Source organism: Roseivivax sp. THAF197b (assembly GCF_009363255.1).
GTDB lineage: Bacteria > Pseudomonadota > Alphaproteobacteria > Rhodobacterales > Rhodobacteraceae > Roseivivax.
Window position 1 is genome coordinate 208,102 of record NZ_CP045318.1, and the last position, 21,791, is coordinate 229,892.

28 protein-coding genes are annotated in these 21,791 nt (G+C 64.3%); 13 read left to right on the forward strand and 15 right to left on the reverse strand.

Going from position 1 to position 21,791, the window contains the following annotated elements:
- Positions 1 to 47: 47 nt before the first annotated feature.
- The 10 genes from trmD to FIV09_RS01090 form a co-directional block, all read right to left on the reverse strand.
- Positions 48 to 857 (reverse strand): tRNA (guanosine(37)-N1)-methyltransferase TrmD, encoded by an 810-nt coding sequence (trmD, locus tag FIV09_RS01045; protein ID WP_152448241.1) that lies wholly within the window; start codon positions 855 to 857, stop codon positions 48 to 50.
- Positions 858 to 925: 68 nt separating this feature from the next.
- A complete protein-coding gene (locus FIV09_RS01050; RefSeq protein ID WP_152448242.1) occupies positions 926 to 2,074 on the reverse strand; it encodes a hypothetical protein in 1,149 nt (382 codons plus the stop codon).
- An 89-nt stretch (positions 2,075 to 2,163) separates the two neighbouring features.
- Positions 2,164 to 2,673: a ribosome maturation factor RimM gene (gene rimM / locus FIV09_RS01055; protein WP_152448243.1), complete on the reverse strand. Its 510-nt coding sequence runs from the start codon at positions 2,671 to 2,673 to the stop codon at positions 2,164 to 2,166.
- Between the two features lie 78 nt (positions 2,674 to 2,751).
- The gene (locus tag FIV09_RS01060) at positions 2,752 to 3,540 is read right to left on the reverse strand and encodes a MipA/OmpV family protein (RefSeq protein WP_152448244.1); all 789 of its coding nucleotides are present in this window, start codon (positions 3,538 to 3,540) and stop codon (positions 2,752 to 2,754) included.
- A gap of 237 nt (positions 3,541 to 3,777) precedes the next feature.
- Entirely contained in the window at positions 3,778 to 4,164 is a 387-nt protein-coding gene (rpsP, locus tag FIV09_RS01065; RefSeq protein ID WP_152448245.1) for a 30S ribosomal protein S16, read from the reverse strand.
- A gap of 42 nt (positions 4,165 to 4,206) precedes the next feature.
- On the reverse strand, positions 4,207 to 4,533 hold the full coding sequence (locus tag FIV09_RS01070; RefSeq protein WP_152448246.1) for a chorismate mutase: 327 nt from the start codon (positions 4,531 to 4,533) through the stop codon (positions 4,207 to 4,209).
- Complete coding sequence (locus FIV09_RS01075) at positions 4,526 to 5,128, reverse strand: GNAT family N-acetyltransferase (RefSeq protein ID WP_152448247.1); 603 nt, start codon at positions 5,126 to 5,128, stop codon at positions 4,526 to 4,528. Before FIV09_RS01075 ends, FIV09_RS01070 begins: the two co-directional genes overlap by 8 nt.
- On the reverse strand, positions 5,125 to 5,652 hold the full coding sequence (locus FIV09_RS01080; protein WP_152448248.1) for a GNAT family N-acetyltransferase: 528 nt from the start codon (positions 5,650 to 5,652) through the stop codon (positions 5,125 to 5,127). The genes FIV09_RS01075 and FIV09_RS01080 overlap by 4 nt, the downstream gene beginning before the upstream one ends.
- A gap of 133 nt (positions 5,653 to 5,785) precedes the next feature.
- Positions 5,786 to 7,297, reverse strand: a complete 1,512-nt coding sequence (ffh, locus tag FIV09_RS01085; protein ID WP_152448249.1) for a signal recognition particle protein — start codon at positions 7,295 to 7,297, stop codon at positions 5,786 to 5,788.
- Positions 7,298 to 7,594: 297 nt separating this feature from the next.
- On the reverse strand, positions 7,595 to 8,176 hold the full coding sequence (locus FIV09_RS01090; protein WP_152448250.1) for an FMN-dependent NADH-azoreductase: 582 nt from the start codon (positions 8,174 to 8,176) through the stop codon (positions 7,595 to 7,597).
- 124 nt (positions 8,177 to 8,300) lie between these two features.
- Here FIV09_RS01090 and FIV09_RS01095 point away from each other — a divergent pair, with 124 nt between their 5' ends.
- The gene (locus FIV09_RS01095; protein WP_152448251.1) at positions 8,301 to 9,182 is read left to right on the forward strand and encodes a LysR family transcriptional regulator; all 882 of its coding nucleotides are present in this window, start codon (positions 8,301 to 8,303) and stop codon (positions 9,180 to 9,182) included.
- 6 nt (positions 9,183 to 9,188) lie between these two features.
- Here FIV09_RS01095 and FIV09_RS01100 read toward each other — a convergent pair whose 3' ends face one another.
- The gene (locus tag FIV09_RS01100) at positions 9,189 to 9,536 is read right to left on the reverse strand and encodes a metalloregulator ArsR/SmtB family transcription factor (protein WP_152448252.1); all 348 of its coding nucleotides are present in this window, start codon (positions 9,534 to 9,536) and stop codon (positions 9,189 to 9,191) included.
- A gap of 254 nt (positions 9,537 to 9,790) precedes the next feature.
- Here FIV09_RS01100 and FIV09_RS01105 point away from each other — a divergent pair, with 254 nt between their 5' ends.
- From FIV09_RS01105 to FIV09_RS01130, 6 genes are all read left to right on the forward strand, one after another.
- Positions 9,791 to 10,135 carry an AtpZ/AtpI family protein gene (locus tag FIV09_RS01105; RefSeq protein ID WP_152448253.1) on the forward strand — a complete coding sequence of 115 codons (345 nt, stop codon included), beginning with the start codon at positions 9,791 to 9,793 and terminating at the stop codon, positions 10,133 to 10,135.
- Entirely contained in the window at positions 10,125 to 10,880 is a 756-nt protein-coding gene (locus tag FIV09_RS01110; protein ID WP_152448254.1) for a F0F1 ATP synthase subunit A, read from the forward strand. The genes FIV09_RS01105 and FIV09_RS01110 overlap by 11 nt, the downstream gene beginning before the upstream one ends.
- Before the next feature lie 63 nt (positions 10,881 to 10,943).
- Complete coding sequence (locus FIV09_RS01115) at positions 10,944 to 11,180, forward strand: F0F1 ATP synthase subunit C (RefSeq protein ID WP_076447653.1); 237 nt, start codon at positions 10,944 to 10,946, stop codon at positions 11,178 to 11,180.
- A gap of 88 nt (positions 11,181 to 11,268) precedes the next feature.
- Complete coding sequence (locus FIV09_RS01120) at positions 11,269 to 11,817, forward strand: F0F1 ATP synthase subunit B' (protein WP_152448255.1); 549 nt, start codon at positions 11,269 to 11,271, stop codon at positions 11,815 to 11,817.
- Positions 11,818 to 11,822: 5 nt separating this feature from the next.
- Positions 11,823 to 12,392 (forward strand): F0F1 ATP synthase subunit B, encoded by a 570-nt coding sequence (locus FIV09_RS01125; RefSeq protein ID WP_152448256.1) that lies wholly within the window; start codon positions 11,823 to 11,825, stop codon positions 12,390 to 12,392.
- 116 nt (positions 12,393 to 12,508) lie between these two features.
- The gene (locus FIV09_RS01130; RefSeq protein ID WP_152455016.1) at positions 12,509 to 13,201 is read left to right on the forward strand and encodes a hypothetical protein; all 693 of its coding nucleotides are present in this window, start codon (positions 12,509 to 12,511) and stop codon (positions 13,199 to 13,201) included.
- Here the strand turns inward: FIV09_RS01130 and FIV09_RS01135 are convergent, their stop codons facing one another.
- The gene (locus FIV09_RS01135) at positions 13,202 to 14,365 is read right to left on the reverse strand and encodes an alkane 1-monooxygenase (RefSeq protein ID WP_371417738.1); all 1,164 of its coding nucleotides are present in this window, start codon (positions 14,363 to 14,365) and stop codon (positions 13,202 to 13,204) included.
- Positions 14,366 to 14,510: 145 nt separating this feature from the next.
- On the reverse strand, positions 14,511 to 15,509 hold the full coding sequence (locus FIV09_RS01140) for an A/G-specific adenine glycosylase (RefSeq protein WP_371417761.1): 999 nt from the start codon (positions 15,507 to 15,509) through the stop codon (positions 14,511 to 14,513).
- Positions 15,510 to 15,659: 150 nt separating this feature from the next.
- Between FIV09_RS01140 and FIV09_RS01145 the strand changes: the two genes are divergently transcribed.
- From FIV09_RS01145 to FIV09_RS01155, 3 genes are read left to right on the forward strand one after another with little or no spacing between them, the layout of a single operon-like run.
- Positions 15,660 to 16,172, forward strand: coding sequence for a DUF721 domain-containing protein (locus FIV09_RS01145; protein WP_152448259.1), 513 nt, complete (start codon positions 15,660 to 15,662; stop codon positions 16,170 to 16,172).
- Between the two features lie 27 nt (positions 16,173 to 16,199).
- The gene (locus FIV09_RS01150; RefSeq protein WP_152448260.1) at positions 16,200 to 16,901 is read left to right on the forward strand and encodes a DsbA family protein; all 702 of its coding nucleotides are present in this window, start codon (positions 16,200 to 16,202) and stop codon (positions 16,899 to 16,901) included.
- Entirely contained in the window at positions 16,898 to 18,022 is a 1,125-nt protein-coding gene (locus tag FIV09_RS01155; protein WP_152448261.1) for a CaiB/BaiF CoA-transferase family protein, read from the forward strand. The genes FIV09_RS01150 and FIV09_RS01155 overlap by 4 nt, the downstream gene beginning before the upstream one ends.
- A 23-nt stretch (positions 18,023 to 18,045) precedes the next feature.
- Here FIV09_RS01155 and FIV09_RS01160 read toward each other — a convergent pair whose 3' ends face one another.
- On the reverse strand, positions 18,046 to 18,675 hold the full coding sequence (locus FIV09_RS01160) for a TetR/AcrR family transcriptional regulator (RefSeq protein WP_152448262.1): 630 nt from the start codon (positions 18,673 to 18,675) through the stop codon (positions 18,046 to 18,048).
- Positions 18,676 to 18,744: 69 nt separating this feature from the next.
- The gene (locus FIV09_RS20270) at positions 18,745 to 18,897 is read right to left on the reverse strand and encodes a hypothetical protein (RefSeq protein WP_172975595.1); all 153 of its coding nucleotides are present in this window, start codon (positions 18,895 to 18,897) and stop codon (positions 18,745 to 18,747) included.
- A gap of 154 nt (positions 18,898 to 19,051) precedes the next feature.
- On the opposite strand from FIV09_RS20270, the gene mbfA reads away from it, so the two are divergent.
- The 3 genes from mbfA to FIV09_RS01175 are packed head-to-tail and all read left to right on the forward strand — an operon-like array spanning position 19,052 to position 21,763.
- Complete coding sequence (gene mbfA / locus FIV09_RS01165; protein ID WP_152448263.1) at positions 19,052 to 20,026, forward strand: iron exporter MbfA; 975 nt, start codon at positions 19,052 to 19,054, stop codon at positions 20,024 to 20,026.
- Positions 20,027 to 20,074: 48 nt separating this feature from the next.
- On the forward strand, positions 20,075 to 20,776 hold the full coding sequence (locus FIV09_RS01170; RefSeq protein ID WP_152448264.1) for a nitroreductase family protein: 702 nt from the start codon (positions 20,075 to 20,077) through the stop codon (positions 20,774 to 20,776).
- A gap of 57 nt (positions 20,777 to 20,833) precedes the next feature.
- Positions 20,834 to 21,763, forward strand: coding sequence for an AEC family transporter (locus tag FIV09_RS01175; RefSeq protein ID WP_152448265.1), 930 nt, complete (start codon positions 20,834 to 20,836; stop codon positions 21,761 to 21,763).
- Positions 21,764 to 21,791 lie beyond the last annotated feature (28 nt).

A 21,791-nucleotide genomic window follows, 5' to 3' on the forward strand; every position in this document is an offset into this window, starting at 1 on the left:
ACTCCTATACATGCTTGCGGTTTCGATCCGCAAAGGTGATTGCCGCCTCAGAGCTCTTGGTCTTCATCCGGGTCCCTACCTTGCGCTTGAAGGTAAGCCCGCCAGAGATCAGGTCGTCGTTCTTTCGTCAGCCTTTCGGCCTGGTCCCGCTGCCAGTCGGTGATCTTCGCGTGATGGCCCGACAGAAGAACTTCGGGGATCGCGCGACCGTTCCAGACGGCGGGTTTGGTGTACTGCGGGTGCTCCAAAAGTCCGTGCGAAAAGCTTTCCTCTTCGACGGACGACTGATTCCCGAGCACGCGCGGTATAAGTCGGACGCTCGCATCGATCAAGGCCTGCGCGGCGATCTCACCGCCGGTGAGGACAAAGTCGCCCATCGAGACCTCTTCGATGCCGAAATGGTCGATAGCGCGCTGGTCGAGCCCCTCAAACCGGCCGCAGATAAGCGTCATGCCTGGACCCGCGGCCAGAGCCTGCGCGCGCTCCTGCGTGAACGGGCGGCCCCTGGGCGAAAGGTAGATCAGGGGGGCGTCTTTCGGCATGCGTGCGCGCGCCTCGGCAATCGCCTTTTCCATCACGTCGGCGCGCAGGACCATGCCTGCGCCGCCGCCTGCGGGTGTGTCGTCCACGTTGCGATGCTTGCCCTCGCCGTAATCGCGCAGATGGATCGTCTCAAGTTGCCAGAGCCGCTCCTTCAGCGCGCGACCCGTGAGCGACAGGCCGAGCGTGCCGGGAAAGGCTTCGGGAAAGAGCGTGATGATCTGCGCGGTCCAGACGCCCGCAAGGGCCGCGTCGGGGGTCATGAGATCCCGCGGGCGCGACGTGGCAGAGATGGATTTGCGCCCGTAGGATCGCATGGTGAATGGTCCGTCCCGATCAAGCTTCAGCTGCGGGCTTTAGACCCTCCCGGGCGGGAAGCAAAGGCCTATGGCGCGGGCAGGTAATCGGCGTCGCGGGGCGCGGTGGTGATGCAGCCCTCGGGGATGTTCCAGGCCGGGCGCGGCCGCGGCGGGGGGCCGTCATACTGCTCGAACATGGCGACCGGCATGTCCCAGCGCGGTGTTCCCGCCAGCTCGGCAACCCGGTCGAGGCGGCGCGCGACCGCCATCGCAGCGTCTGCCAGCGCATCCTCGGGCGTAAGGCCGATCTCGTCTCGCATATAGCGGTGGGCATTCCATCGCGCGATGACCTCACGCACCTTGTCGAGGAAGGCAGTATCGCCTGCGCGGGCGGCCTCTTCGAGCGTGCCGTCCATCACGAGATCGAAGAACCAAAGGGCGATCGTGGCCCTGTTGCAGTCGCGCTGCAGGACACAGGCCAGCGCCGCGTCGCGTTGCGCGAGGTCGGTCGGGTCATGCTGCGTGATGACATGGTGCCACAGATCGGGGTCCGGCACGGTCGCCGCATCTTTCAGGCCGCCCTGCGCTGTACCGGTGCTGAACAGGTGCCGCGTTGCTTCGAGCGCGTCGCGGTGCTGCTCGAAGTCCTTCCGACGCGTGCGCAAGGCGGCGATCTTGTCGCGGATATCGATGGCCAGAGACGGGTTGCGGAAGTTCTGTGCGAGCCTGCCTGCCGAGGCAGGAGCCGAGCGCGCAAGCCGGTCGAGCATGTACAATTCGCGGATCTGCGGATCGGTCAGTTCCTCGGGCCTTTCCACCTGCCACAGCTCGACCACATGCCCGATCACGGTGGCCAGAGCGTCATCCACGCGGTCCGGTTCCGCCGCGCCATAGGGTTTCGGCTGGGGCCGGGTGCGAAGATTGAGCCGTTGCAGCACATGCGCGCGTTGCCGGTCGAGCGGTGGGAAATCCGCAGGGGGCGTGCGATGTGCGCGCGGCAGAAGAAGGCCTCCCAATGCGGGGGCAGGCGACGGGGTCCGGCTTGCGCTAGGCACCCCGGACATGCGCCAGCCGGAGACGTGAACCGCGATCACGGAGATCAGGGCGCTGAGGCCCATTAGGCCCGTGATGCCCAACGCATCCGCCGCCTCCGCCACCACGGGCGCGGGGATCGCGAGGAGCACAAGACCCGGCATCAAGGCCAGTACCGTCAGGGCCAGTCGCTGCGTGTCCAAACCAAATCCACCCATCATTGCACGCGCAACACATCGTGCGTGAATCCGGCAGAGTTCTGGCAGCGGCTGGGCGGTTTATAGAATTTTTCCTATTCAAACAGGCCGTCAGGCGGATCGGCGATGATCTTTCCCGCGGCCAGATCGACCGTGGGCACGATTGCCTGGGTGAAGGGCAGAAGCGCAGTCTGGCTCGTGCCGGGTTGCGCGACCTCCAGCAGGTCCGCCGCGCCATGGTTCAGAACGGCGCGCACCGTGCCCAAGGCCACTCCGCCGGTGTCGAGGACCGCGAGGCCGATCAGGTCCGCGTGGTAATATTCGTCATCGGGCAGTTGCGGCAGGCGCGTGCGCGGTACGAACAGCTGCACGCCCTTCAGGGCATCCGCATCTTCCTTGGAGCGTACTCCGGATAGACGCACCGCGAAGCCCTGCTTGATCGGGCGGACAAGCTGCATGTCGAAGCTGCGGGCGCCGTCTTCCGTCTCGAACGGGCCGTAATCAGCAATCGCGTCGGGCTCTGCGGTGAAGCTCTTGAGGCGCACTTCGCCGCTGACGCCGAACGCGCCGCCCACAACGCCTACACAGATGCGATCGTCCGACATGGCAGGATCCCTCTCGCTTTTCGCGTCACAGCGTTAGCGCAGGGCGCGGTCGAAGCGCAATCTGGTATAAGGGCTGGATCAGAAACCGAGCTGGATATTCCGCGTCAGTCCCACCCGCGCGCCAAGATCGTCGCGGCGCCCGTTCTCGACGATGGGGCTGTCGGCGGCATCGTTCATGTAGCGATCCCAGGTCAGACCCGTCTCGATGCCCCAATCGTCGTTGATCTGATAGGTCATCACGATCTCAGCGCCGACAGAGACCAGGCCGCCCTCGGCGTCATAGGCCGGGTTGAGCGCCGAGGCCTCCGAGGAGGACACGCCGAAATAGGTGTCGGTGAATTCCGCATCGCCGAACAGGGCGCGCGGCCCCATGGTCAGCGTCACCTCGGAGCTGGCCTGCAGGGTCACGTCCGCGCCCAGTTCGCCCACAACGCCCTGGTGACCGCCAAAGCCACGGCGCAGATCGGCGAAAGCGCTGAAATTCTGGGTGGCGTAGCTGACACCGAGGCCAAGCTCGTAGGCCGGGTCGATATCATCGAGACCGGTCAGCAGGTCATACTCGCTGGCATCGCGCAGTCCGATATAGCGGAAGGATCCGCCCACGCCGAAGCCGCGCTTGGGGGCCTGCGGGTCGGGATCGCCGAAGGCCAGCGGCCCGATATTGATCGAATGGAACTTGAAGCCCAGATCGGGCGCGTATTCATATTCCTCGGCACCGAAATAGGCCGGGCCGGAGGCGACGCCGCCGCGCAGGGTGAAGCTCAGTGCGGGATCGCCGGGCGATGCCTGCGACTGCGCGGCTGCCATCGTCGCGCCCGAGGCGCCCAAGGTGGCGGCGAGGGCTGCCACGGAAATCAGGGTCTTCATCGCGGATGCTCCTGCGAATGTCGTGCGGGGGCGCAGAAACGGCACGCTGCGCGCGGATACGAACTGTTGTTACTCAGATACCTAAGGCGCGGTGGGCGTCTTGACCAGATGTTGTGTCTGCCCGCACACGAATCCGCGATCTTCCGCCGCAGGAAAGTGACGCTGTCCCCGAAAGAAAACGCGCGACGGGTTATCCGCCGCGCGTTCCGATCGAGCCGGACGAACCGGGTGCCCGAATTATTCCGCGGTCTCTTCCGCTGCTGCGTCCTCTGCGGGCGCTTCGGCTGCGGCGGCCTTCTCGGCCTTTTCTGCAGCGCGCTCCTGCGCGGCCTTGCCCGGGGTGCCCTTCTTGGGGTTCGAACGCTCCTGCTTTTCCATCTCGCCTGCGGCTTCGAGGAAGCGGGCGATACGGTCGGTGACCTGAGCGCCCTGGCCCAGCCAGTACTTCACGCGCTCCATGTCCATCTTGACGCGGTCTTCGCTGTCCTTGGGCAGGAGCGGATTGTAGGTGCCGAGCTTCTCGATGAAGCGGCCGTCGCGCGGCATGCGGCTGTCGGCGGCGACGATTGCGTAATGGGGGCGCTTCTTGGAGCCGCCGCGGGCGAGGCGAATTTTGATAGCCATGGGTGTCTTCTCCTTGGTTGACGTGTGACCGGATCAGCCCGGTCAGGATTGGTGTTGCTTATGGTGGCGGATGACTTCCTGAATGATGAAGTTCAGGAATTTCTTGGCGAATTCGGGATCGAGATCGGCCTCCTTCGCCAAAGTTTCGAGCCGCGCGATCTGCTTTTCCTCTCGCGCGGGATCGGAGGCGGGCAGGTCGTGTTGCGCCTTGAGGACGCCCACGGCCTGGGTGTGCTTGAACCGCTCGGCCAGCGTGAAGACCAGGATCGCATCGAGCCGGTCGATGCTGTCGCGGTGGCCTGCCAGCAATACGGCCGCTCGGGTGACGGCATCGCCTGCATCGGGCGTGGTGGTGGATGCATCAGTCAATGGCCCAGCCTTTCGGTTTGAACAGAGGATCGATGTAGTTCTGGATCTCCATCTCGATCCCGTGGGCGATCTGGCTGCCCTTCAGCGCCGCCGGGCCCGGATGGCGGTAGCAGACATCGCTGCCATCCACCGTCGCGGCCTCGGGGTCGCGCTTGGCGCCCAGCCGCTCCGCGAGGCGGATCGAATCGAGATCCTTGGGATCGAGGTAGGATACCGCCGCGTCCCAGCTGCGATCCTCGTAGAAGTGGCGCCGCACGCGGCTCGTGGCCTCCAGCGCGTAGCCGCGCCCGGCGCGGTCGGGCCAGATGATCCAGGCGATTTCGCGTTCGGGCCATTTCGCGGGCTGCCAGCCGCCCGCCATGCCCACCGTCTCGCCCGTATCCTTGAGGCGCACCATCCACATGCCGAAGCCGCGGATCTCCCAATGGCCGATCTCGGCGGCATAGAGCATCCAGGTCTCGTATGCATTGAGCGGCCCGCCCATGAAGCGCGACCGGTAGGAGGCGAAGGTCGCCTTGAAATCCGGATAATCGGCGGCGTCGGGCGCACTCAGTTCAAGCCGATGCGTGGTGAGCGTGGGGATATCGAGGCTCATGCGGCAATCTCCGCAGGCCCGGGATGGCGCCAGAGCTCATCCTCGCCCATCTGTTCGTTGTGATAGGTCCGCTCATAGACCGCGCCCAATCGCCGCGCGAGCGCCTTGGAGCGGTCGTTTCCGGGCACGATGTTCGAGGTGAGCGTGGTGAAGCCCAGATCTTCGTAGGCCCAGCGGCGGGCGCGGGCGGCGGCCTCATAGGCGATGCCGCGGCCCTCGAACCCGTCGAAGACCACCCATCCAAGTTCCGGCTCGGGCCACGTTTCGGGGTTCCAGATGCCCGAGATGCCCGCGACCTTGCCTGCCTTGGTCTCGATCACGAAATAGCCGTAGCCGTGCCAATGCCAGTGGCCCACATTTGTCACGAACCAGCGCCAGGCATCGCCGCGCAACGGAATGTGTCCGAAGCCAATCGACCGCTCCGGGTCGCGCAGGAAGGCGATCATGTGCTCCGCATCGGCCTTCTCGGGGCCGCGCAGGATCAGCGTGTCGCTGTGCAGGACGGGGGCGTTGGTGAGGCTCATGCCGACCCTCCGGCGCGGGGCGCGCGGATAAGGCAGGCGGAGTTCGAAAAGCGCAACACCGCGCGCGCGCATACCGGTCCCGCCGCCGCGAAAGCGACGTCGAAACACACGGGATATGCGGCGCGGTACTGCATCACTTCTTCTTGCCGAAGCCCGAAAGACCGCCGGGCAGGCCACCGCCCATGCCACCCAGGCCGCCGGGCAATCCGCCCTGACCGCCCATGGCCTTGGCCGCGGCTTCCAGCTGCTTGGGATCCATCTGCGACGGGTCCATGCCCGGGGGCATTCCGCCCTTGCCGAACATGCCGCGCATGGCCTGTTTCATCATGCCGCCTTTGCCCATCTTGCCCATCTTCTTCATCATGTCGCCCATCTGGCGCTGCATCTTCAGAAGCTTGTTGAGGTCGGACACGTCGAGGCCGGCACCTTTGGCGATGCGCTTCTTGCGGCTGGCCTGAAGGATCTGCGGGTTGGCGCGCTCCTTCTTGGTCATGGAATTGATCAGCGCGATCTGCTGGCGCAGGATGCCGTCGTCGATGCCGGCCCCCTCCATCTGCTTGGCCATCTTTCCCATGCCGGGCATCATGGACATCATGCCTTCCATGCCGCCCATTTTCATCATCTGCTCGAGCTGCATGCGCAGGTCGTTCATGTTGAACTGACCCTTCTGGAAGCGCTTCATCATGCGCTCGGCCTGTTCGACCTCGAGCGTTTCCTGCGCCTTTTCGACCAGCGCCACGATATCGCCCATGCCGAGGATGCGGCCCGCGACGCGGTCGGGCTCGAAGGTCTCCAGCGCGTCCATCTTCTCGCCGAGGCCGACGAACTTGATGGGCTTGCCCGTGACCGCGCGCATCGACAGCGCCGCACCGCCACGCCCGTCGCCATCCATCCGGGTCAGCACGACGCCTGAGACGCCGATCTTGTCGTCGAATTCCTCGGCCACGTTGACGGCGTCCTGACCGGTCAGACCATCGACCACCAGCAGGGTTTCGCGGGGTGAAACGGTGTCGCGGACGGCGGCGGCCTGGGCGATCAGCTCCTGATCGATATGCAGACGGCCTGCCGTGTCGAGCATGTAGACATCGTAGCCGCCGAGTGCCGCCTGCGTCTTGGCGCGCTTGGCGATGGCGACGGGGTCTTCGCCCTTGACGATGGGAAGCGTGTCGACGCCGATCTGCTTGCCGAGGATTTCGAGCTGCTCCATCGCCGCGGGGCGGTTCACGTCGAGCGAGGCCATCAGGACCTTCTTGCGGTCCCGCTCCGTCAGGCGCTTGGCAAGTTTCGCGGTGGTCGTCGTCTTGCCCGAGCCCTGCAGGCCGACCATCAGGATCGGGGCAGGGGCATTCGCGATGCGCAGCGCGCCCGGCTCTTCGTCATCGCCCTTGAGAACGGCGATCAACTCGTCATGGACGATCTTCACGACCTGCTGACCGGGTGTCACTGACTTGGTGACCGCCGCGCCGGTGGCCTTCTTCTCGACGGCCTTGATGAAGTTGCGGGCGACGGGCAGGGAGACGTCGGCTTCGAGCAGGGCGACGCGCACTTCGCGGAGCGCGGTGCGCACGTCATCTTCGGAGAGCGCGCCCTGCTTGGTCAGCCGGTCGAAGACGCCGCCAAGGCGGTCTGACAGATTCTCGAACATCGGGGCTTGCCCCTCCTACTTCTGATTCCTGCCTCCGAAGATGGGGTCAGGGTCGCGGCGCATCAATTCCAAAGGCCCAAACCAGTAGCGCCCCCGTGGGCGCAACGCGCTGACGGAGGGGGATCCCGGGCATGGCCCATGGGACCGGAAGCGATACACTTCCGGGTGATTGGGCGCGTATAGGCGCGGGCGAGGCGCGGAGTCAAGCGGGCGCGCCCCGGCCAAGGCTCCACGCAAAGGGCCGCCGGTTCAACCGACGGCCTTTATCTGTCTGTCGCGAGGTTGCGCGTCTGCCGGTCAGGCGGCGAGACGGTCCACCTGCGCCTCGGCGGCCTTCACGGTCTCTTCGGGCTGGATCGCCAGCTCGTCGGCGCTGACCACCTCTACGTCGGTGATCCCCATGAAACCGAGGATGTGGCGCGCATAGGTCGAGGCGAAGTCATAGTCGGAGCCGGCCTTGGTGCCGCCCGAGGCCACGACGAGGATCGCGCGCTTGCCTGTCAGGAGACCTTCGGGGCCCGCTTCGGTGTAGCGGAAGGTGACGCCGACGCGCGCAACCAAATCGATCCAGGTCTTGAAGCTGACGGGCACGCCGAAATTGTAGACCGGAAGGCCGATGACCAGCGTGTCGGCGCTTTGCAGCTCTGCGATCAGGTCATCCGAGAGCGCCAGCGTCGCTTTCTGCTCGTCGGAGCGATCCGCGCCGGGGGTGAAATTCGCGCCGATCCAGCGTTCATCGACATGAGGCAGCGGCGTGGCGAGATCACGGGTGATGACGTGGCGCGGTGCGAGCTTGTCGATCACGCGATCGGTCAGCTGGCGGGAGATCGACCCGTCGCGACGGGCGGACGTGTCGATACGGAGAACGGTGTCGGTCATGAAGCATTCCTTGCGATGACGATGATGTTTGAACTACCGCTAAGATGGGTCTTGCAATTTCGCACTCAATCAAACCAAATCCACAATGAATGTGACAAATCGCACAGAAGGATGCGTTGCGCCGATGGACAATTGGGAAGAGGTGCGAACGGCCTTTCAGGTCGCGCGGATGGGAACGGTGTCAGGCGCAGCGGCCGAGTTGGGCGTGCATCACGCCACGGTCATCCGGCACATAGATGCGATCGAGGCGCGGCTGGGGGTCAAGCTGTTCCAGCGTCACGCACGCGGCTACACGCCGACGGAGGCGGGGCAGGACCTGTTGCGCGTGGCGCAGACCACGGATGAGCAATTCCAGCAGCTCACCAGCCGGATCAAGGGGCAGGGGGCCGAAGTGTCCGGCGAACTGGTCGTCACGTCGCTGATCAACTTCTCGCCCCTGGTGGTGCCGGCGCTCGCCTCATTTCAGGAGGCCTATCCGGATGTCATCGTGCGCTACATGACCGATGACCGGGTTTTCCGGCTCGAATACGGAGAGGCGCATATCGCCCTGCGTGCGGGCAACAAGCCCGATGAGCCCGACAATGTGGTGCAGCGGTTCATGACGCATCATGTGGGGCTTTACGCGTCTAAATCCTACGTGGCGCGATATGGCCGTCCCGAGACGTCCGAGGCGCTGGTCTCGCACCGCTTCGTGGGCTCCGAGAACCCGGACAACCGGGCGCCGTTCTTCCGCTGGCTGAAGGAGAATGTGGCGCGGGAGCGCGTCGTGTTCCGCACCTCCGACATGCGGGTCATGCTGCGCGCCGTCGCGGCAGGCGTCGGCATCGGCTTTGTCGGGGTGAACGAGGCTGAACAGGAGGCCGACCTCGTGGAGATCATGCCGCCGCTCGAGGATTGGGCGGCGTCCTCCTGGCTGGTCACGCATGTGGATCTGCACCGGACCGCCAAGGTTCAGGCCTTCCTGCAGCACATCAAGGATTTCGTCGGCAAGAACCCGGTGGGCTGAGCGTGCTCATCCGCCCGTGCGGGCGTCTTCGCCGGTGCCGAGCTCGGTCTCCAGAAAGCGTTCGAACGCATCGAGATTGATGGGCTCGACCTGGCCGAAGCTCTGCATCCAGACGGCAGCTTCGCGAAGCGCGTCCGGCTCGAGCTGGCACCATTTCAGCCGACCGCGCTTGTCCTGGCTGATGAGACCCGCGCCCGCGAGGATCGCCAGATGTTTGGAGATCGCGGCAAGCGACATCTCGAAAGGGGCGGCCACATCCGTCACCGCCATGTCATCCTCCAGCAGCATCGCGAGGATGCGCCGCCGGGTCGGATCCGCGAGCGCGGCAAAGACGAGGTCGAGATCATGGGCCATGACAGCGACATGGCGGTCAATCCTGCCCGCCGTCAAGCGCTGCCGCGCCATACTTAACTGCCAAGTTGAATAACGTGCTGGCGCCGGATCGGTCCGGTTTCGCGATTGGGAGCGGATCGGGCATTTTTGGGGTGGGGAAATAATTATTGAAAAACAGAATGATAGTCCTTTCGACGCTGCGACGGGCGGTCGCTTGACTCGGGCCTCCCGCCCGCTTAGCACACATCCAAACTCTGACTGGGGCTGGTGACGGCTTGGACGATACCGACCGCAAGCGGCGCATGGACGAACTCGACGCGAAGATCGCGGCGATGAAAGCGGCCAAGGCGCCCCCGAAACGGCACCAGGAGGAGCACTATTCGCAGGCGCAGCTCGCCTGGCGCATGGTGGTAGAGCTTGTGGCCGGTCTGGGGATCGGCTTTGGCATCGGATACGGGCTGGACGCACTTCTGGATACGCGTCCGTGGTTTCTGGTGCTGTTTACATTGCTGGGTTTCGCGGCGGGCGTGAACGTGATGATCCGCTCCGCCAAGGAAATCCAGGAGCAGAAGATGGCCGAGCAGGCCGAAGAGGATGAGAGGACCGAAGATGGCAACTGAAGCTGGCGGCGAAGAAACCGGCCTTGTGTTCCACCCGATGGATCAGTTCATCGTCTCCCCGCTCTTCGGGGACGGTCCGGTGGGCATGTTCACCATCACGAACGTGACGCTCTGGATGGCGCTGGCGATCCTTTGCGTCGTGGGCCTAATGGTGCTGGGCACGGGCGGGCGCTCGATCGTCCCCTCGCGCGTTCAGTCGATCGCCGAGCTGGCCTACGGTTTCATCTACAAGATGGTCGAGGACATCACTGGCAAGGATGGCGTTAAGTACTTCCCGTACATCATGACGCTGTTCCTCTTCATCGTCTTCGCCAACTTCCTGGGCCTCATCCCGATGGCCTTCACCACGACGTCGCACATCGCTGTCACCGCTGTCATGGCGCTGGCCGTGTTCCTCGGCGTGACGATCCTAGGTTTCGTCAAGAATGGCGCGTCATTCCTGAGCCTCTTCTGGGTCAGCTCCGCACCGCTCGCGCTGCGGCCGATCCTGGCGCTGATCGAGGTGATTTCCTACTTCGTGCGGCCCGTGAGCCACTCCATTCGTCTGGCGGGCAACATGATGGCCGGTCACGCGGTGATCAAGGTCTTCGCGGGCTTTGCCGCCATAGCGGCCATCTCGCCCCTGTCGGTTCTGGCGATCACGGCCATGTACGGCCTCGAGGTGCTGGTGTCCTTCATCCAGGCTTACGTGTTCACCATTCTGACCTGCGTGTACCTCAAGGACGCGCTGCATCCGCATCACTAACGCAGCGGTGGGGGCTTCCCCACCCTACGGACCTAAAGCAATTCCATCGTAAGGAGAAAGATCATGGAAGGCGATATCGTACAAATGGGCGCATTCATCGGCGCGGGCCTCGCATGCATGGGCATGGGTGGTGCAGCTGTCGGTGTGGGCAACGTTGCAGGCAACTACCTGGCCGGCGCCCTGCGCAACCCCTCGGCCGCCGCGTCGCAGACCGCGACCCTCTTCATCGGCATCGCATTCGCAGAAGCGCTGGGCATCTTCTCGTTCCTCGTCGCGCTCCTGCTGATGTTCGCCGTCTAAGAGACGTCTGAGCTATCCTTACGCGACGGGCGGGACCGGATCATTCCGGCCCGCCCGCTGATTGCAGAGAGGCTTGACGGAGGACGCAATGGCGACCGAAACCACTGCCGCAGCAGGCGACGGGCTGGCAACAAGCCCCGAAACCGCTCCGGGCATGCCGCAGCTCGACTTTTCGACCTTCGGCAACCAGATTTTCTGGCTGATCGTCACGCTTGTCGTGATCTACTTCGTGCTGTCGCGCGTGGCACTCCCGCGCATCGCGGCTGTTCTGGCGGAACGTCAGGGCACGATCACCAATGATATTGCCAAGGCAGAAGACCTGAAGGCACAGGCTGCGGAGGCCGAGCAGGCCTACGAGAAAGCCCTGGCCGATGCGCGCGTCGAAGCGCAGAAGATCGCCGAGCAGACGCGCGAGGAGATCAAGGGTCAGGTGGCCGACGCACAGGCCAAGGCCGACGCGGAAATCGCCGCGAAGACCGCCGAGTCCGAGAAGGAAATCGAGGCGATCCGGGCATCCGCCATGGAAAACGTCGAAGCGGTGGCCAAGGACACAGCGGCAGCCGTTGTGGCAGCCCTGGGAACGTCTGCCGATCAGGCCGAGGTCGACAAGGCCGTCAACGCGCGGATGAAGGGGTGAGCGACATGATCAAACGCACAGCACTTGCCGCGCTGGTGACAAGCCTCGGCTTCGCGACTCCGGCGCTGGCTGCGGGCGATGTCTTCTTCTCGCTGCGCAACACCGACTTCGTCGTGCTGCTCGGTTTCATCGTGTTCATCGGTGTGCTGATCTACTTCAAGGTGCCGGGTCTTCTGGGCAAGATGCTCGACGATCGGGCGGCGGGCATCCAGTCCGAGCTTGATGAAGCGCGCACCCTGCGCGAAGAGGCGCAATCCCTTCTGGCCAGCTACGAGCGCAAACAGCGCGAAGTGCAGGAGCAGGCGGATCGCATCGTCGCAAAGGCAAAGGAAGATGGCGAGGCGACCAAAGCGCAGGCACTGGCCGATCTCGACAAGTCCATCGAGCGTCGTATCGCCGCCGCGCAGGACCAGATCGCATCGGCCGAGCAGGCCGCCATCAAGGATGTGCGCGACCGTGCCATCGCCGTGGCCGTTGCCGCAGCGCGCGACGTCGTAGCCGAGAAGATGGGCAAGTCTGATCAGAGCAAGCTGATCGACAGCGCCATCGACGAGGTCGGCAAGAAGCTGCACTGACCAGCTTTGCCAGATAGCGACTTTCGAAGGACCCGGCACCCCGCCGGGTCTTTTCGTTTTCATCTCCGGCCCGCTTTGCGATGATCCGCGAAAGGCCATTTTGACGAGTTTCCGACATGTCGCTTCTGTCCATGACCCATAAAGAGTTCAACCGCCTGGCCGGAGAGCGGGCTGTCATCTGGGTCGATCCGGCGCGCGTGCCGCTGCATAGCGGCTCGAAATGGCCCGTCTATCGCAAACGGATGCTGCGCCTCCGTCGCTATGTGCCCTTGGCTTTTGCGAACCTGGCGCGGCCCGCCCTGAAAGCGCGAGAGCCATTCTTCATTCCCGGCGATGCGTTCCGGCCCGGCCAACCGGTGGTCGACACGCCGCGCTACCGCAAGGTCGCGGACTTCATCTCCCACCGGGACACTCCGACGGACAGCCTGTGGTACCGGGATCTGATGCGCGAACTGGAAACGCAGGGCGTGGCTTGGCACAAGAAGATCGCGATGCGCAGCGAGGCCGAGATCCTCGATTTTCTGGAAGGCTACGTGGGCGGTCTGATGGACAGCCTGCGCGCCCATGGATTTTCGTCGAACGAGTCGCGCTACGAATCCTCGGCATTGATCTGTCGCGACGGTTCGCTGACGAAGACGGGCTCAGGCAATCACCGGTTCAACATGTGCCACGCGCTGAATGTTACCCCGTTCCCATTGCGGATCGTGGGCGCGCATCGCGACTGGTTCACGGATAATGGCGGATCGGACGACAGCACGCTCGACGCATTACTGGCACGGATCCAGGAGGTCGGTGCGCAGCATCGGTGATCAGCGTGGCATCGGAGTGCGGTGTTTGTTGTAGTCCGACCAGTCGGTGATCTCGGGATAGAACTGGCGCCGCCATTCGCGGACCCGCGGGTTCATCACGCGCCGCCAAAGCGGCGGCACCATCGCGGCCATCGTCATCACCGGGTAGCCATAGGGCAGTTGCGGGGCCTCGTCCTCGTCGTAATTCTGCAAGAGCGGGAAGCGTCTGTCTGGCTTGTAGTGATGATCCGAATGGCGCTGCAGGTTGATGAGCAACCAGTTGGACGCCTTCTGCGCCGCGTTCCAGCTGTGGCGCGGTTTGACATGCTCATATTTGCCGTCGCCCAGATGCGCGCGGGTCAGGCCGTAATGCTCGATGTAATTCACCAGCTCGAGCTGCCAGATCGCAACACCGGCCTGCAGCAGAAACAGGCCAACCCCTGCCCAGCCTGCAATGGCGAAGGCCAGCGCAAGGAAGGCAATCTGAAGCCCCGCATAGAGAAAGAACGGGTTCTTGTGATGCGTCCAGGGCATGTTGCGCCGCGCGAGCATGTCGCGTTCGGCCTTGAAGGCCGAGCTCAGCGATTGGACCAGCACGCGCGGATAGAAGCGGTGGAAGCCCTCGTTGTAGCGCGCGGTCACCGGATCGCGCGGCGTTGCCACGTAGCGGTGATGCACCAGCAGGTGCTCCGACCGGAAATGGGAATAAAGCACCATGGCCAGCAGCAGGTCGCCAAGCCAGCGCTCCCACTTGTTTTTCTGGTGCATCAGCTCGTGGCTGTAATTGATCCCGACCGTGCCCGAAATCACGCCCATTCCGAAGAAGATGCCGATCTTCTCGCCCGTTCCGAGATGGCTTGCCGTGCTCGTGTAGGCCAAGAGGCCGAAGAGGGTCGCGGCCTGCAGCGGCGCCCAGATCAGGGTGACGAGCCGGTACCAGAAAAGCTGGCTGTCGTCGGTCTGCGGATCGGCATTGTCCGTGTTGAGCCCAAGTGCTGCATCGAGCGCGCTGAAGAGATACCACGTGGCAAGTGGCGTCAGCGCGATCCACCAGCCACCCTTGACCGCCCCGAGCCACAGCAGAGGCACGAGCGCGACCGACACCCAGAATGGCAGCGCCGCCGACAACCGCGCAATGCGCGCGGGCGACATGAAGCGGGGGGCGGAGAGACCTTGATCGCTCATACTGAATTCCGTGACTGCTCAGACGTCTTTTGCCGCGAGCCTAGCGCGACAACAGCCAATGCGCCTAGTGCGCAGAAGCGCGCAGCGATGCAAGCCTGACCGCTGTTGTGTTTTCGTTCCGTAAACATTTGGCAGTTGGAGCGGCTTATCGTGGCCGCGCGAGGTCGAATGCCTTGCGCATCAGTGTCGGCAGATCGGCGGGCCGGAAATCTTCCGCTGCGACGAATTCACCGCGCTCGGGCACCCGCTCCATCGGGACAAGCGCCGTGCGCAGGCCCAGGCGCAGATGAAAATGCGTGAAGGTGTGTCGCGCCTCGTCCGGCAGGGTTTTCCATTCGGCACGGATCGGCGGCGCGGCTTCGGGTGTGCCTGCGGTCACGTCGATCCAGTCCGACCCCGGCCAGCCCAGCATGCCACCCAGAAGCCCCGAATCCGGACGCCGCTCCAGAAGCCAGGCCCCATCGACGCGGCGTACGAGATAGGCGATGCCGAAGCGCACGGGCTTTTTCTTCTTGGGCGCCTTCTTCGGGAGCTCGGCCTGCGTGCCCGCGGCCCAGGCCGCGCAGGCTTCGCGCCAAGGGCAGAGCCCGCAGGCCGGACGCTTGGGCGTGCAGATCGTGGCGCCAAGATCCATGACCGCCTGCGCGTAATCACCGGGGCGTGCCTCGGGTGTCAGGGCTTCTGCGTGCCGTGTGAGGATCGGCTTCGATTGCGGAAGGGGCGTGTGTTCGTCGTGAAGGCGCGCCATCACCCGCTCGACATTGCCATCCACTACGGTCGCCGCCTCGTCATAGGCGATGGCCGCGATCGCGGCGGCCGTATAGGGCCCGATGCCCGGTAGGGTCAGCAGGCCGTCATAGCTGTCCGGGAAGACGCCATCGTGATCGGCCACGACCGCGCGGGCGCATTTCAGCAGGTTACGCGCGCGGGCGTAATAGCCAAGCCCGGCCCAGGCCGCCATGACATCGGCATCTGCCGCGCCTGCGAGGTCGCTCACGGTCGGCCAACGGGCCGTAAAGGCCTCGAAATAGGACTTCACGGCGGCGACGGTGGTCTGTTGCAGCATCACTTCCGAAAGCCAGATCCGGTAGGGGTCGGGCCGCATCCCGGCCTTCCGCGCGGCAGGCCCCACACGCCAGGGCATGGTGCGGGCATGGCGGTCGTACCATTCAAGCAAGACTTCGGGATCGGCGATGTCACGCACGGATCAACGTCCTTTGATCGGGGGCTTGTCACTCGGGGTGGCGCTCGACCACCGGGGCTTTAGTATAGCGCGCAAACGGGAGTGCCAAGGATGGGACGACAGAAGGGAACGACACGCGGTTTCGCGCAGGCCTCGGGACTATTGAAGTCCCGGATCCGCCGCGCGTCCGAAACCCGTGGCTTTGCCGAATCCCGCGTCCTGACCCATTGGCCCGAGATCGCGGGCGAGGACACTGCCCGCATCGCCCGCCCGGTCGAGGTCAGCTATTCCCGGGGCGGCATGGGGGCGACGCTCGTTCTGCTGACGACCGGGGCCCATGCCCCCATGCTCGAGATGCAGAAGGACCAGATCCGCGACCGGGTGAACCAGATCTACGGCTATAACGCGATCCAGCGCGTGCGTATCACGCAGACGGCGCCGACGGGCTTTTCCGAGGGCCAGGTGGCCTTTGCGCCCGCACCCAAGGCGCAACCGCGTCCGCCTGCGCCCGAAATCGTCGCCGAGGCGCGGCAGACCGCGCATGGCGTCGCGGATGAGGGTTTGAGGGTTGCACTTGAACGTCTGGCAACCAACGTCCTATCCAGAGAAAACGACCGAGGCTGACCGCCTCGCACAAAGGAAGGTGACTTCATGAAACGGATGATTTCCGCAACGGCGCTCGCCGCGGTTCTGGGCCTCGGTGGCTGGTTCGCACTGCAAAACACCGGTGTGACACAGGCGACGGATAGAACGGCCGACCTCGCTTTGCCGGGTGCGGCGAATGCGCAAGGCGCCGAGGCGGATGGGGCAGATTCGTCCGTCACCGTGCAGGAAATGGTACTGGGCGCAGAGGATGCGCCGGTCGAGGTGATCGAATATGCCTCCTTCACCTGTCCGCATTGCGCGAGCTTCCACGCCGATGTCTTCGAGGAGATCAAGGAAAACTACGTCGATACCGGCAAGGTCCGTTTCGTGTACCGCGAAGTGTATTTCGACAAGTACGGCATGTGGGCCTCGCTCGTGGCGCGCTGCGGCGGCAACCAGGATCGCTTCTTCGGGATCACCGACATGATCTACGACACGCAATCCGACTGGGCGCGCGCAGGCTCCGATGCGGCCATCGCCGAAGGTCTGCGCAAGATCGGCCGCATTGCCGGTCTCGGCAATGACGAGTTGGAGGCCTGCCTGACTGATGGCGACAAGCTGCGCGCGCTGGTCGAGTGGTATCAGGGCAACGCGGAAGAGGACGAGATCAGCTCGACCCCGTCTTTCGTTATCGATGGCGAGCTTTACTCCAACATGAACTACGGGGACTTCGCCGAAATCCTCGACGCGAAACTCGCCGATCAATGAGCGTCTCTGCCCCGCGCGGGCCGCTGGAAGGTCTGAAAGTCATCGAGCTCGCGCGCATCCTGGCCGGCCCCTGGGCCGGTCAGACGTTGGCCGATCTCGGTGCGGTTGTGATCAAGGTCGAGGCCGCCGCGGGGGACGACACCCGGCAATGGGGCCCGCCCTTCATCGAGCGCGAGGGCGATACCTCCGCTTCCTATTTCCATTCCTGCAATCGGGGCAAGGCGTCGGTCATCGTCGATCTGCGGACCGACGAGGGGCAGGCGCAACTGCGTGATCTGGTGCGCGACGCCGATATCCTGATCGAGAATTTCAAAGTCGGCGGACTTGCGAAATACGGCGCCGACTACGAGAGCCTTTCGGCGGTCAATCCGCGGCTCATCTATTGCTCGATCACCGGCTTCGGCCAGACCGGGCCCTATGCGCATCGCGCGGGCTACGATTACATCATTCAGGGCATGTCCGGGCTGATGTCGATCACCGGCGATCCCGATGGCCAACCGCAGCGCGCGGGCGTGGCGGTCACGGACCTGTTCACCGGGCTCTATTCCGTCGTGGGCATCCTGTCGGCGGTGGAGCAGAGGCACAGGACGGGCCGGGGTCAGCATATCGACATGGCGCTTCTGGATTGCGCGGTGGCGGCGACGGCCAATCAGGCGCTGAACTACCTGTCGACCGGCACGCCGCCGGGACGTACGGGGAATTACCACCCGAACCTGACGCCCTATCAGGTCTTCGAGGTTGCGGATGGTCACATCATCATCGCGACGGGCAATGACGGTCAGTATCGCCGCCTCTGCCGCCTGCTCGGTGTGCCGGAGATGGCCGAAGCGCCGGAGTTTCTGACGAATGCGGACCGCATCGCGCACCGCGCCGACATGACCGCCCGCCTGACGGCCGCGACGCTGACCTTCACCAAGGCCGACCTGCTCGCGGCCTGCGAAGCCGAGGGCGTGCCGGCCGGGCCGATCAACGACATGGCCGAGGTCATGGCCGATCCGCAGGTTCAGGCGCGTGGCATGCAGATCGCGCCCGAAGGGCTACCGGGCGTGCGGGCGCCCTTCAGGTTTTCGGATGCGGATCTGGTGCTTGAGAAGGCAGCGCCAAAGCTGGGCGAGGGCTAAGGCCCCGCCCGCTCGCCTGCTTCTCATCCCGTCTTGGCGTAGCGCGCCATGAAGATGCGTACCGCCTCTTCGACGTTTTGCTGTTTCTCGGCATCGCTGACCGGTCCGCGGATGTTGAAGACGCGCTCCATATGCAGGCCTGATTTGCACAGGTCGCCGAACTGGTAGGCCGCGCGTCCGCGATCCGCCTCGGCGATCTCGATATCGCCGCGCGCGATCATCAGGTCGAACATCGTCAGCATGGCGTCCCTGAATTTCAACGGACCGCAGCGCCAAAATTCTTCGGCCAGCGCGGGAAAGCGTTCCGCCTCTGCGATACAGAGACGGAAATGCTCGATCGCCATGGGCGAAAAGACGATATCGAGGAAGCTCTTGCCCGCCCGCTGCATCAGCGTTTCGCTGTCCAGCGAGCGGTCGAGATGGGTGATCGCCTCTTCGGCCTGTTCCTGGCATTGCAGGCGCGCCACTTCCATGAACAGCAACTGCTTGTCCGGGAAGTAGGAATAGAGCGTCGCCTTGGAGACGCCGGCCGCGCGTGCGATATCGTCCACGCTGGCCCCGTCGAAGCCGTCCCGCAGGAAGACCTCGCGCGCGCCGTCGATCACCTGGTCGTATTTGCGACCCTTGCGGATCTTGTCGACGGACGCGTCCATAAGCTCTCCTCGCCTGTGAGGCAGAAGTATAAACCGCTCAGTTCAGTTTGAACAATTGCCGCGCGGCGTTCAGCGGGAATATGTGGCCGGGACGGGCGGCTGATGGATGGTCTCGGTGCGATCCGCGGGAAACTGAAGATCCGCCAGATGGGGGAGGTAGTCGTCGGCGACGGCGGGGCTGGCCACGGTGACAACGGCGATGAGGAGGAGGGAGAGGCGCATAGGAGGGGTCCTTTCTGTATTGCAGCGTATCTAAACCGATTAGTTCACTATTCAACTCCCATATGAACCGTTCGGTTCAAATAATTTTGCGCGCGGGGCTTGCGATACATCTCTCCGCACGTAGATTAGAACCGTTCTAATTTTGGATATCGCCATGCGTTTCATTACCAGCCGTCGCCGTTTCTCGGACCTGAACGAGCAGGAAATCATCGCCCTCGCCATCTCTTCGGAGGAAGATGACGGGCGCATCTACCGCATGTATGCGGAGCATCTGCGGGAGGAATTTCCCGGCACCGCCAAGGTTTTCGACGGGATGGCCGCCGAAGAGGATGGACACCGAAAGGCGCTCATCGATCTGCACCGGAAGCGCTTCGGGGAGGTTATTCCGCTGATCCGGCGCGAGCATGTGGCGGGTTTCTACGCCCGTCGGCCGGTCTGGCTAATCGAAAACCTCGGGCTGGAGCGTATCCGCTCGGAAGCGCGACAGATGGAGCGGGACGCCGAGCGGTTCTATCTGAACGCAGCGGCGCGCACCCAGGATGCCGACACCCGCAAGCTCTTGGGGGATCTCGCGGCGGCAGAGGCCGGGCATCAGAACAAGGCCGACGCCCTTGAGCAGGAGCATCTGCCCGAAGATGCCCGCGAAGCGGAGGATGACGGCGCCAAGCGGCAATTCGTTCTGACCTGGGTGCAGCCGGGTCTTGCGGGGCTGATGGACGGCTCGGTTTCCACGCTGGCACCGATCTTCGCCGTGGCGTTCGCGACGCAGGATACCTGGACCACGTTCCTCGTGGGTCTTGCGGCGAGCGTCGGCGCGGGCATCTCCATGGGTTTCACCGAGGCCGCGTCGGATGACGGTCAATTGTCGGGCCGGGGATCACCCTTGAAGCGGGGGATCGCGTCGGGCGTCATGACCACGCTTGGCGGGCTGGGCCATGCGCTGCCCTATCTCATTCCGCAATTCTGGACCGCGACGATCATCGCCTTCGTCGTCGTCTTCGTGGAGCTTTGGGCCATCGTCTGGATCCAGAACAAGTTCATGGACACGCCCTTCCTGCGGGCGACCTTCCAGGTGGTGCTGGGCGGCGCACTGGTCTTTGCCGCGGGGGCGTTGATCGGGTCCGGTTGACGATGGTCGGCGCGGGTGCTCTCAATCCACGCCAAAAGGAGAGCGCCCATGCCCCGTGACGACGACAGCCCGACCTACACGCCCCTGCCCCTGCCGGACCGCGTGCAATTGCCACCTGAAGAGGCCGTGACAGCGGCGGAGGCGTTTCGTGACTACATGCGGCAGCGTCATTCCGTGCGGGACTATTCCGACCGCCCCGTACCGCGCGCGGTGATCGAGGCCTGTATCGCCTCGGCCCATACCGCGCCCTCGGGCGCCAACCGCCAGCCCTGGCATTTCGTGGCCATCTCCGATCCGGCGATGAAGGCGCGGGTGCGCGAAGGGGCCGAGGACGAGGAGCGGCAATTCTACGGGGGCGGGGCGGGCGACGCCTGGCTGCAGGCGCTGGAGCCCATCGGCACCGGCGTGGACAAACCGCATCTGACGCAGGCGCCGTGGCTGATCGTGGTCTTCGCCGAACGGTGGGGCGTCGACGACAGCGGCGAGCGGTACAAGAATTACTATGTGCCCGAAAGCGTGGGCATTGCCACCGGCATGCTGATCACCGCCATTCACAAGGCGGGGCTTGTCTGCCTTGAGCATACGCCGAACCCGATGAAGTTCCTCAACGAGATGTGCGGGCGGCCCGACCGCGAGAAGCCGGTGATGATCCTGCCCGTGGGCTACCCTTCGGACGATGCGACCGTGCCGCAAGCCGCCAAGCGCAAGAAGCCGCTCGGACAGGTGATGACGGTTTTCGAGGAGCACTAGCGCTGCGAACCCGGCCTTGCGATTGACCGCACCGGCGCAACCCCTCACAAAGATCGCATGCTGGCGATCTTCCTCAAGACACTCCCCTTTTTCGCGCTGATCGGTCTGGGCTACGGCGCGGCCCGGACGCGCTTCTTCACCGAGGAGGCCAGCGCGTACCTCACGAAGTTCGTCTTCTACTTCGCACTTTCGGCGATGCTGTTCCGGTTTTCGGCCAACCTCTCGATCTCGGAGATCTTCGATCCCTGGCTCGCAGTGGCCTATCTCTGGGGTACGGCCTTCGTCTACGGGATCGGCCTGATCGTGGCGTTCTGGCGCGGCGTGAAGGTGGAAACGGCGGCCATCGAGGGACAATGTGCCGCCATCGGCAATACGGGCTTTCTGGGTGTGCCCATGCTGGCCCTTCTGCTGGGCGAGGCGGCGGTGGCCCCGATCATCCTGATCCTGTCCATCGACATGATCGTCTTCTCCTCGCTTCTCGTGATCCTGGTCGAGGGATCGCGCGACGGACGGATGAGCCCGGGTGTGTTGCGCACCATCGGGATCGGGCTTCTGAAGAACCCGATGATCGTGTCGATCTCGCTGGGGCTGATCGTGGCGGGATCCGGGTTCGACCTGCCGGAGCCGGTGAACGAGTTCGTCACCATCCTTGGCAATGCGGCAACGCCCGGCGCGCTGTTTGCCATCGGCGCGTCGCTGGCCTCGAAATCCGCCGAGCGGCTCTTCATTGCAGGCTGGCTCAGCTTTGCGAAACTGGGACTGCATCCGCTTTTCGTGGCCGTGGGCACCCTGCTTCTGTTCCCGGTCGAGCCCTTCGCCGCCGTGGTCGCGGTCTCGGCGGCGGCACTGCCCGTGGCGGGCAATGTCTTCATCCTGGCCCAGCATTACGGCACTTCGCCGCAGCGCGTTTCGGCGGCGATCCTTCTGTCGACCGCGGGCAGTATCCTGACCGTCTCGGCCTGGATCGCGTGGATGACCGGCGGATAGGCCTTGCCGCCCGGCAGCCCCCCGCGAT

Bases quoted from the DNA above. Each gene is read 5' to 3' on its own strand.
- trmD (WP_152448241.1), bottom strand. From the start codon at position 857: ATGCGATCCTACGGGCGCAAATCCATCTCTGCCACGTCGCGCCCGCGG.
- rimM (WP_152448243.1), bottom strand. From the start codon at position 2,673: ATGTCGGACGATCGCATCTGTGTAGGCGTTGTGGGCGGCGCGTTCGGC.
- FIV09_RS01060 (WP_152448244.1), bottom strand. From the start codon at position 3,540: ATGAAGACCCTGATTTCCGTGGCAGCCCTCGCCGCCACCTTGGGCGCC.
- rpsP (WP_152448245.1), bottom strand. From the start codon at position 4,164: ATGGCTATCAAAATTCGCCTCGCCCGCGGCGGCTCCAAGAAGCGCCCC.
- FIV09_RS01075 (WP_152448247.1), bottom strand. From the start codon at position 5,128: ATGAGCCTCGATATCCCCACGCTCACCACGCATCGGCTTGAACTGAGT.
- FIV09_RS01080 (WP_152448248.1), bottom strand. From the start codon at position 5,652: ATGAGCCTCACCAACGCCCCCGTCCTGCACAGCGACACGCTGATCCTG.
- ffh (WP_152448249.1), bottom strand. From the start codon at position 7,297: ATGTTCGAGAATCTGTCAGACCGCCTTGGCGGCGTCTTCGACCGGCTG.
- FIV09_RS01090 (WP_152448250.1), bottom strand. From the start codon at position 8,176: ATGACCGACACCGTTCTCCGTATCGACACGTCCGCCCGTCGCGACGGG.
- FIV09_RS01095 (WP_152448251.1), top strand. From the start codon at position 8,301: ATGGACAATTGGGAAGAGGTGCGAACGGCCTTTCAGGTCGCGCGGATG.
- FIV09_RS01100 (WP_152448252.1), bottom strand. From the start codon at position 9,536: ATGGCCCATGATCTCGACCTCGTCTTTGCCGCGCTCGCGGATCCGACC.
- FIV09_RS01110 (WP_152448254.1), top strand. From the start codon at position 10,125: ATGGCAACTGAAGCTGGCGGCGAAGAAACCGGCCTTGTGTTCCACCCG.
- FIV09_RS01115 (WP_076447653.1), top strand. From the start codon at position 10,944: ATGGAAGGCGATATCGTACAAATGGGCGCATTCATCGGCGCGGGCCTC.
- FIV09_RS01120 (WP_152448255.1), top strand. From the start codon at position 11,269: ATGGCGACCGAAACCACTGCCGCAGCAGGCGACGGGCTGGCAACAAGC.
- FIV09_RS01125 (WP_152448256.1), top strand. From the start codon at position 11,823: ATGATCAAACGCACAGCACTTGCCGCGCTGGTGACAAGCCTCGGCTTC.
- FIV09_RS01130 (WP_152455016.1), top strand. From the start codon at position 12,509: ATGTCGCTTCTGTCCATGACCCATAAAGAGTTCAACCGCCTGGCCGGA.
- FIV09_RS01135 (WP_371417738.1), bottom strand. From the start codon at position 14,365: ATGAGCGATCAAGGTCTCTCCGCCCCCCGCTTCATGTCGCCCGCGCGC.
- FIV09_RS01140 (WP_371417761.1), bottom strand. From the start codon at position 15,509: ATGCCCTGGCGTGTGGGGCCTGCCGCGCGGAAGGCCGGGATGCGGCCC.
- FIV09_RS01145 (WP_152448259.1), top strand. From the start codon at position 15,660: ATGGGACGACAGAAGGGAACGACACGCGGTTTCGCGCAGGCCTCGGGA.
- FIV09_RS01150 (WP_152448260.1), top strand. From the start codon at position 16,200: ATGAAACGGATGATTTCCGCAACGGCGCTCGCCGCGGTTCTGGGCCTC.
- FIV09_RS01155 (WP_152448261.1), top strand. From the start codon at position 16,898: ATGAGCGTCTCTGCCCCGCGCGGGCCGCTGGAAGGTCTGAAAGTCATC.
- FIV09_RS01160 (WP_152448262.1), bottom strand. From the start codon at position 18,675: ATGGACGCGTCCGTCGACAAGATCCGCAAGGGTCGCAAATACGACCAG.
- FIV09_RS20270 (WP_172975595.1), bottom strand. From the start codon at position 18,897: ATGCGCCTCTCCCTCCTCCTCATCGCCGTTGTCACCGTGGCCAGCCCC.
- mbfA (WP_152448263.1), top strand. From the start codon at position 19,052: ATGCGTTTCATTACCAGCCGTCGCCGTTTCTCGGACCTGAACGAGCAG.
- FIV09_RS01170 (WP_152448264.1), top strand. From the start codon at position 20,075: ATGCCCCGTGACGACGACAGCCCGACCTACACGCCCCTGCCCCTGCCG.
- FIV09_RS01175 (WP_152448265.1), top strand. From the start codon at position 20,834: ATGCTGGCGATCTTCCTCAAGACACTCCCCTTTTTCGCGCTGATCGGT.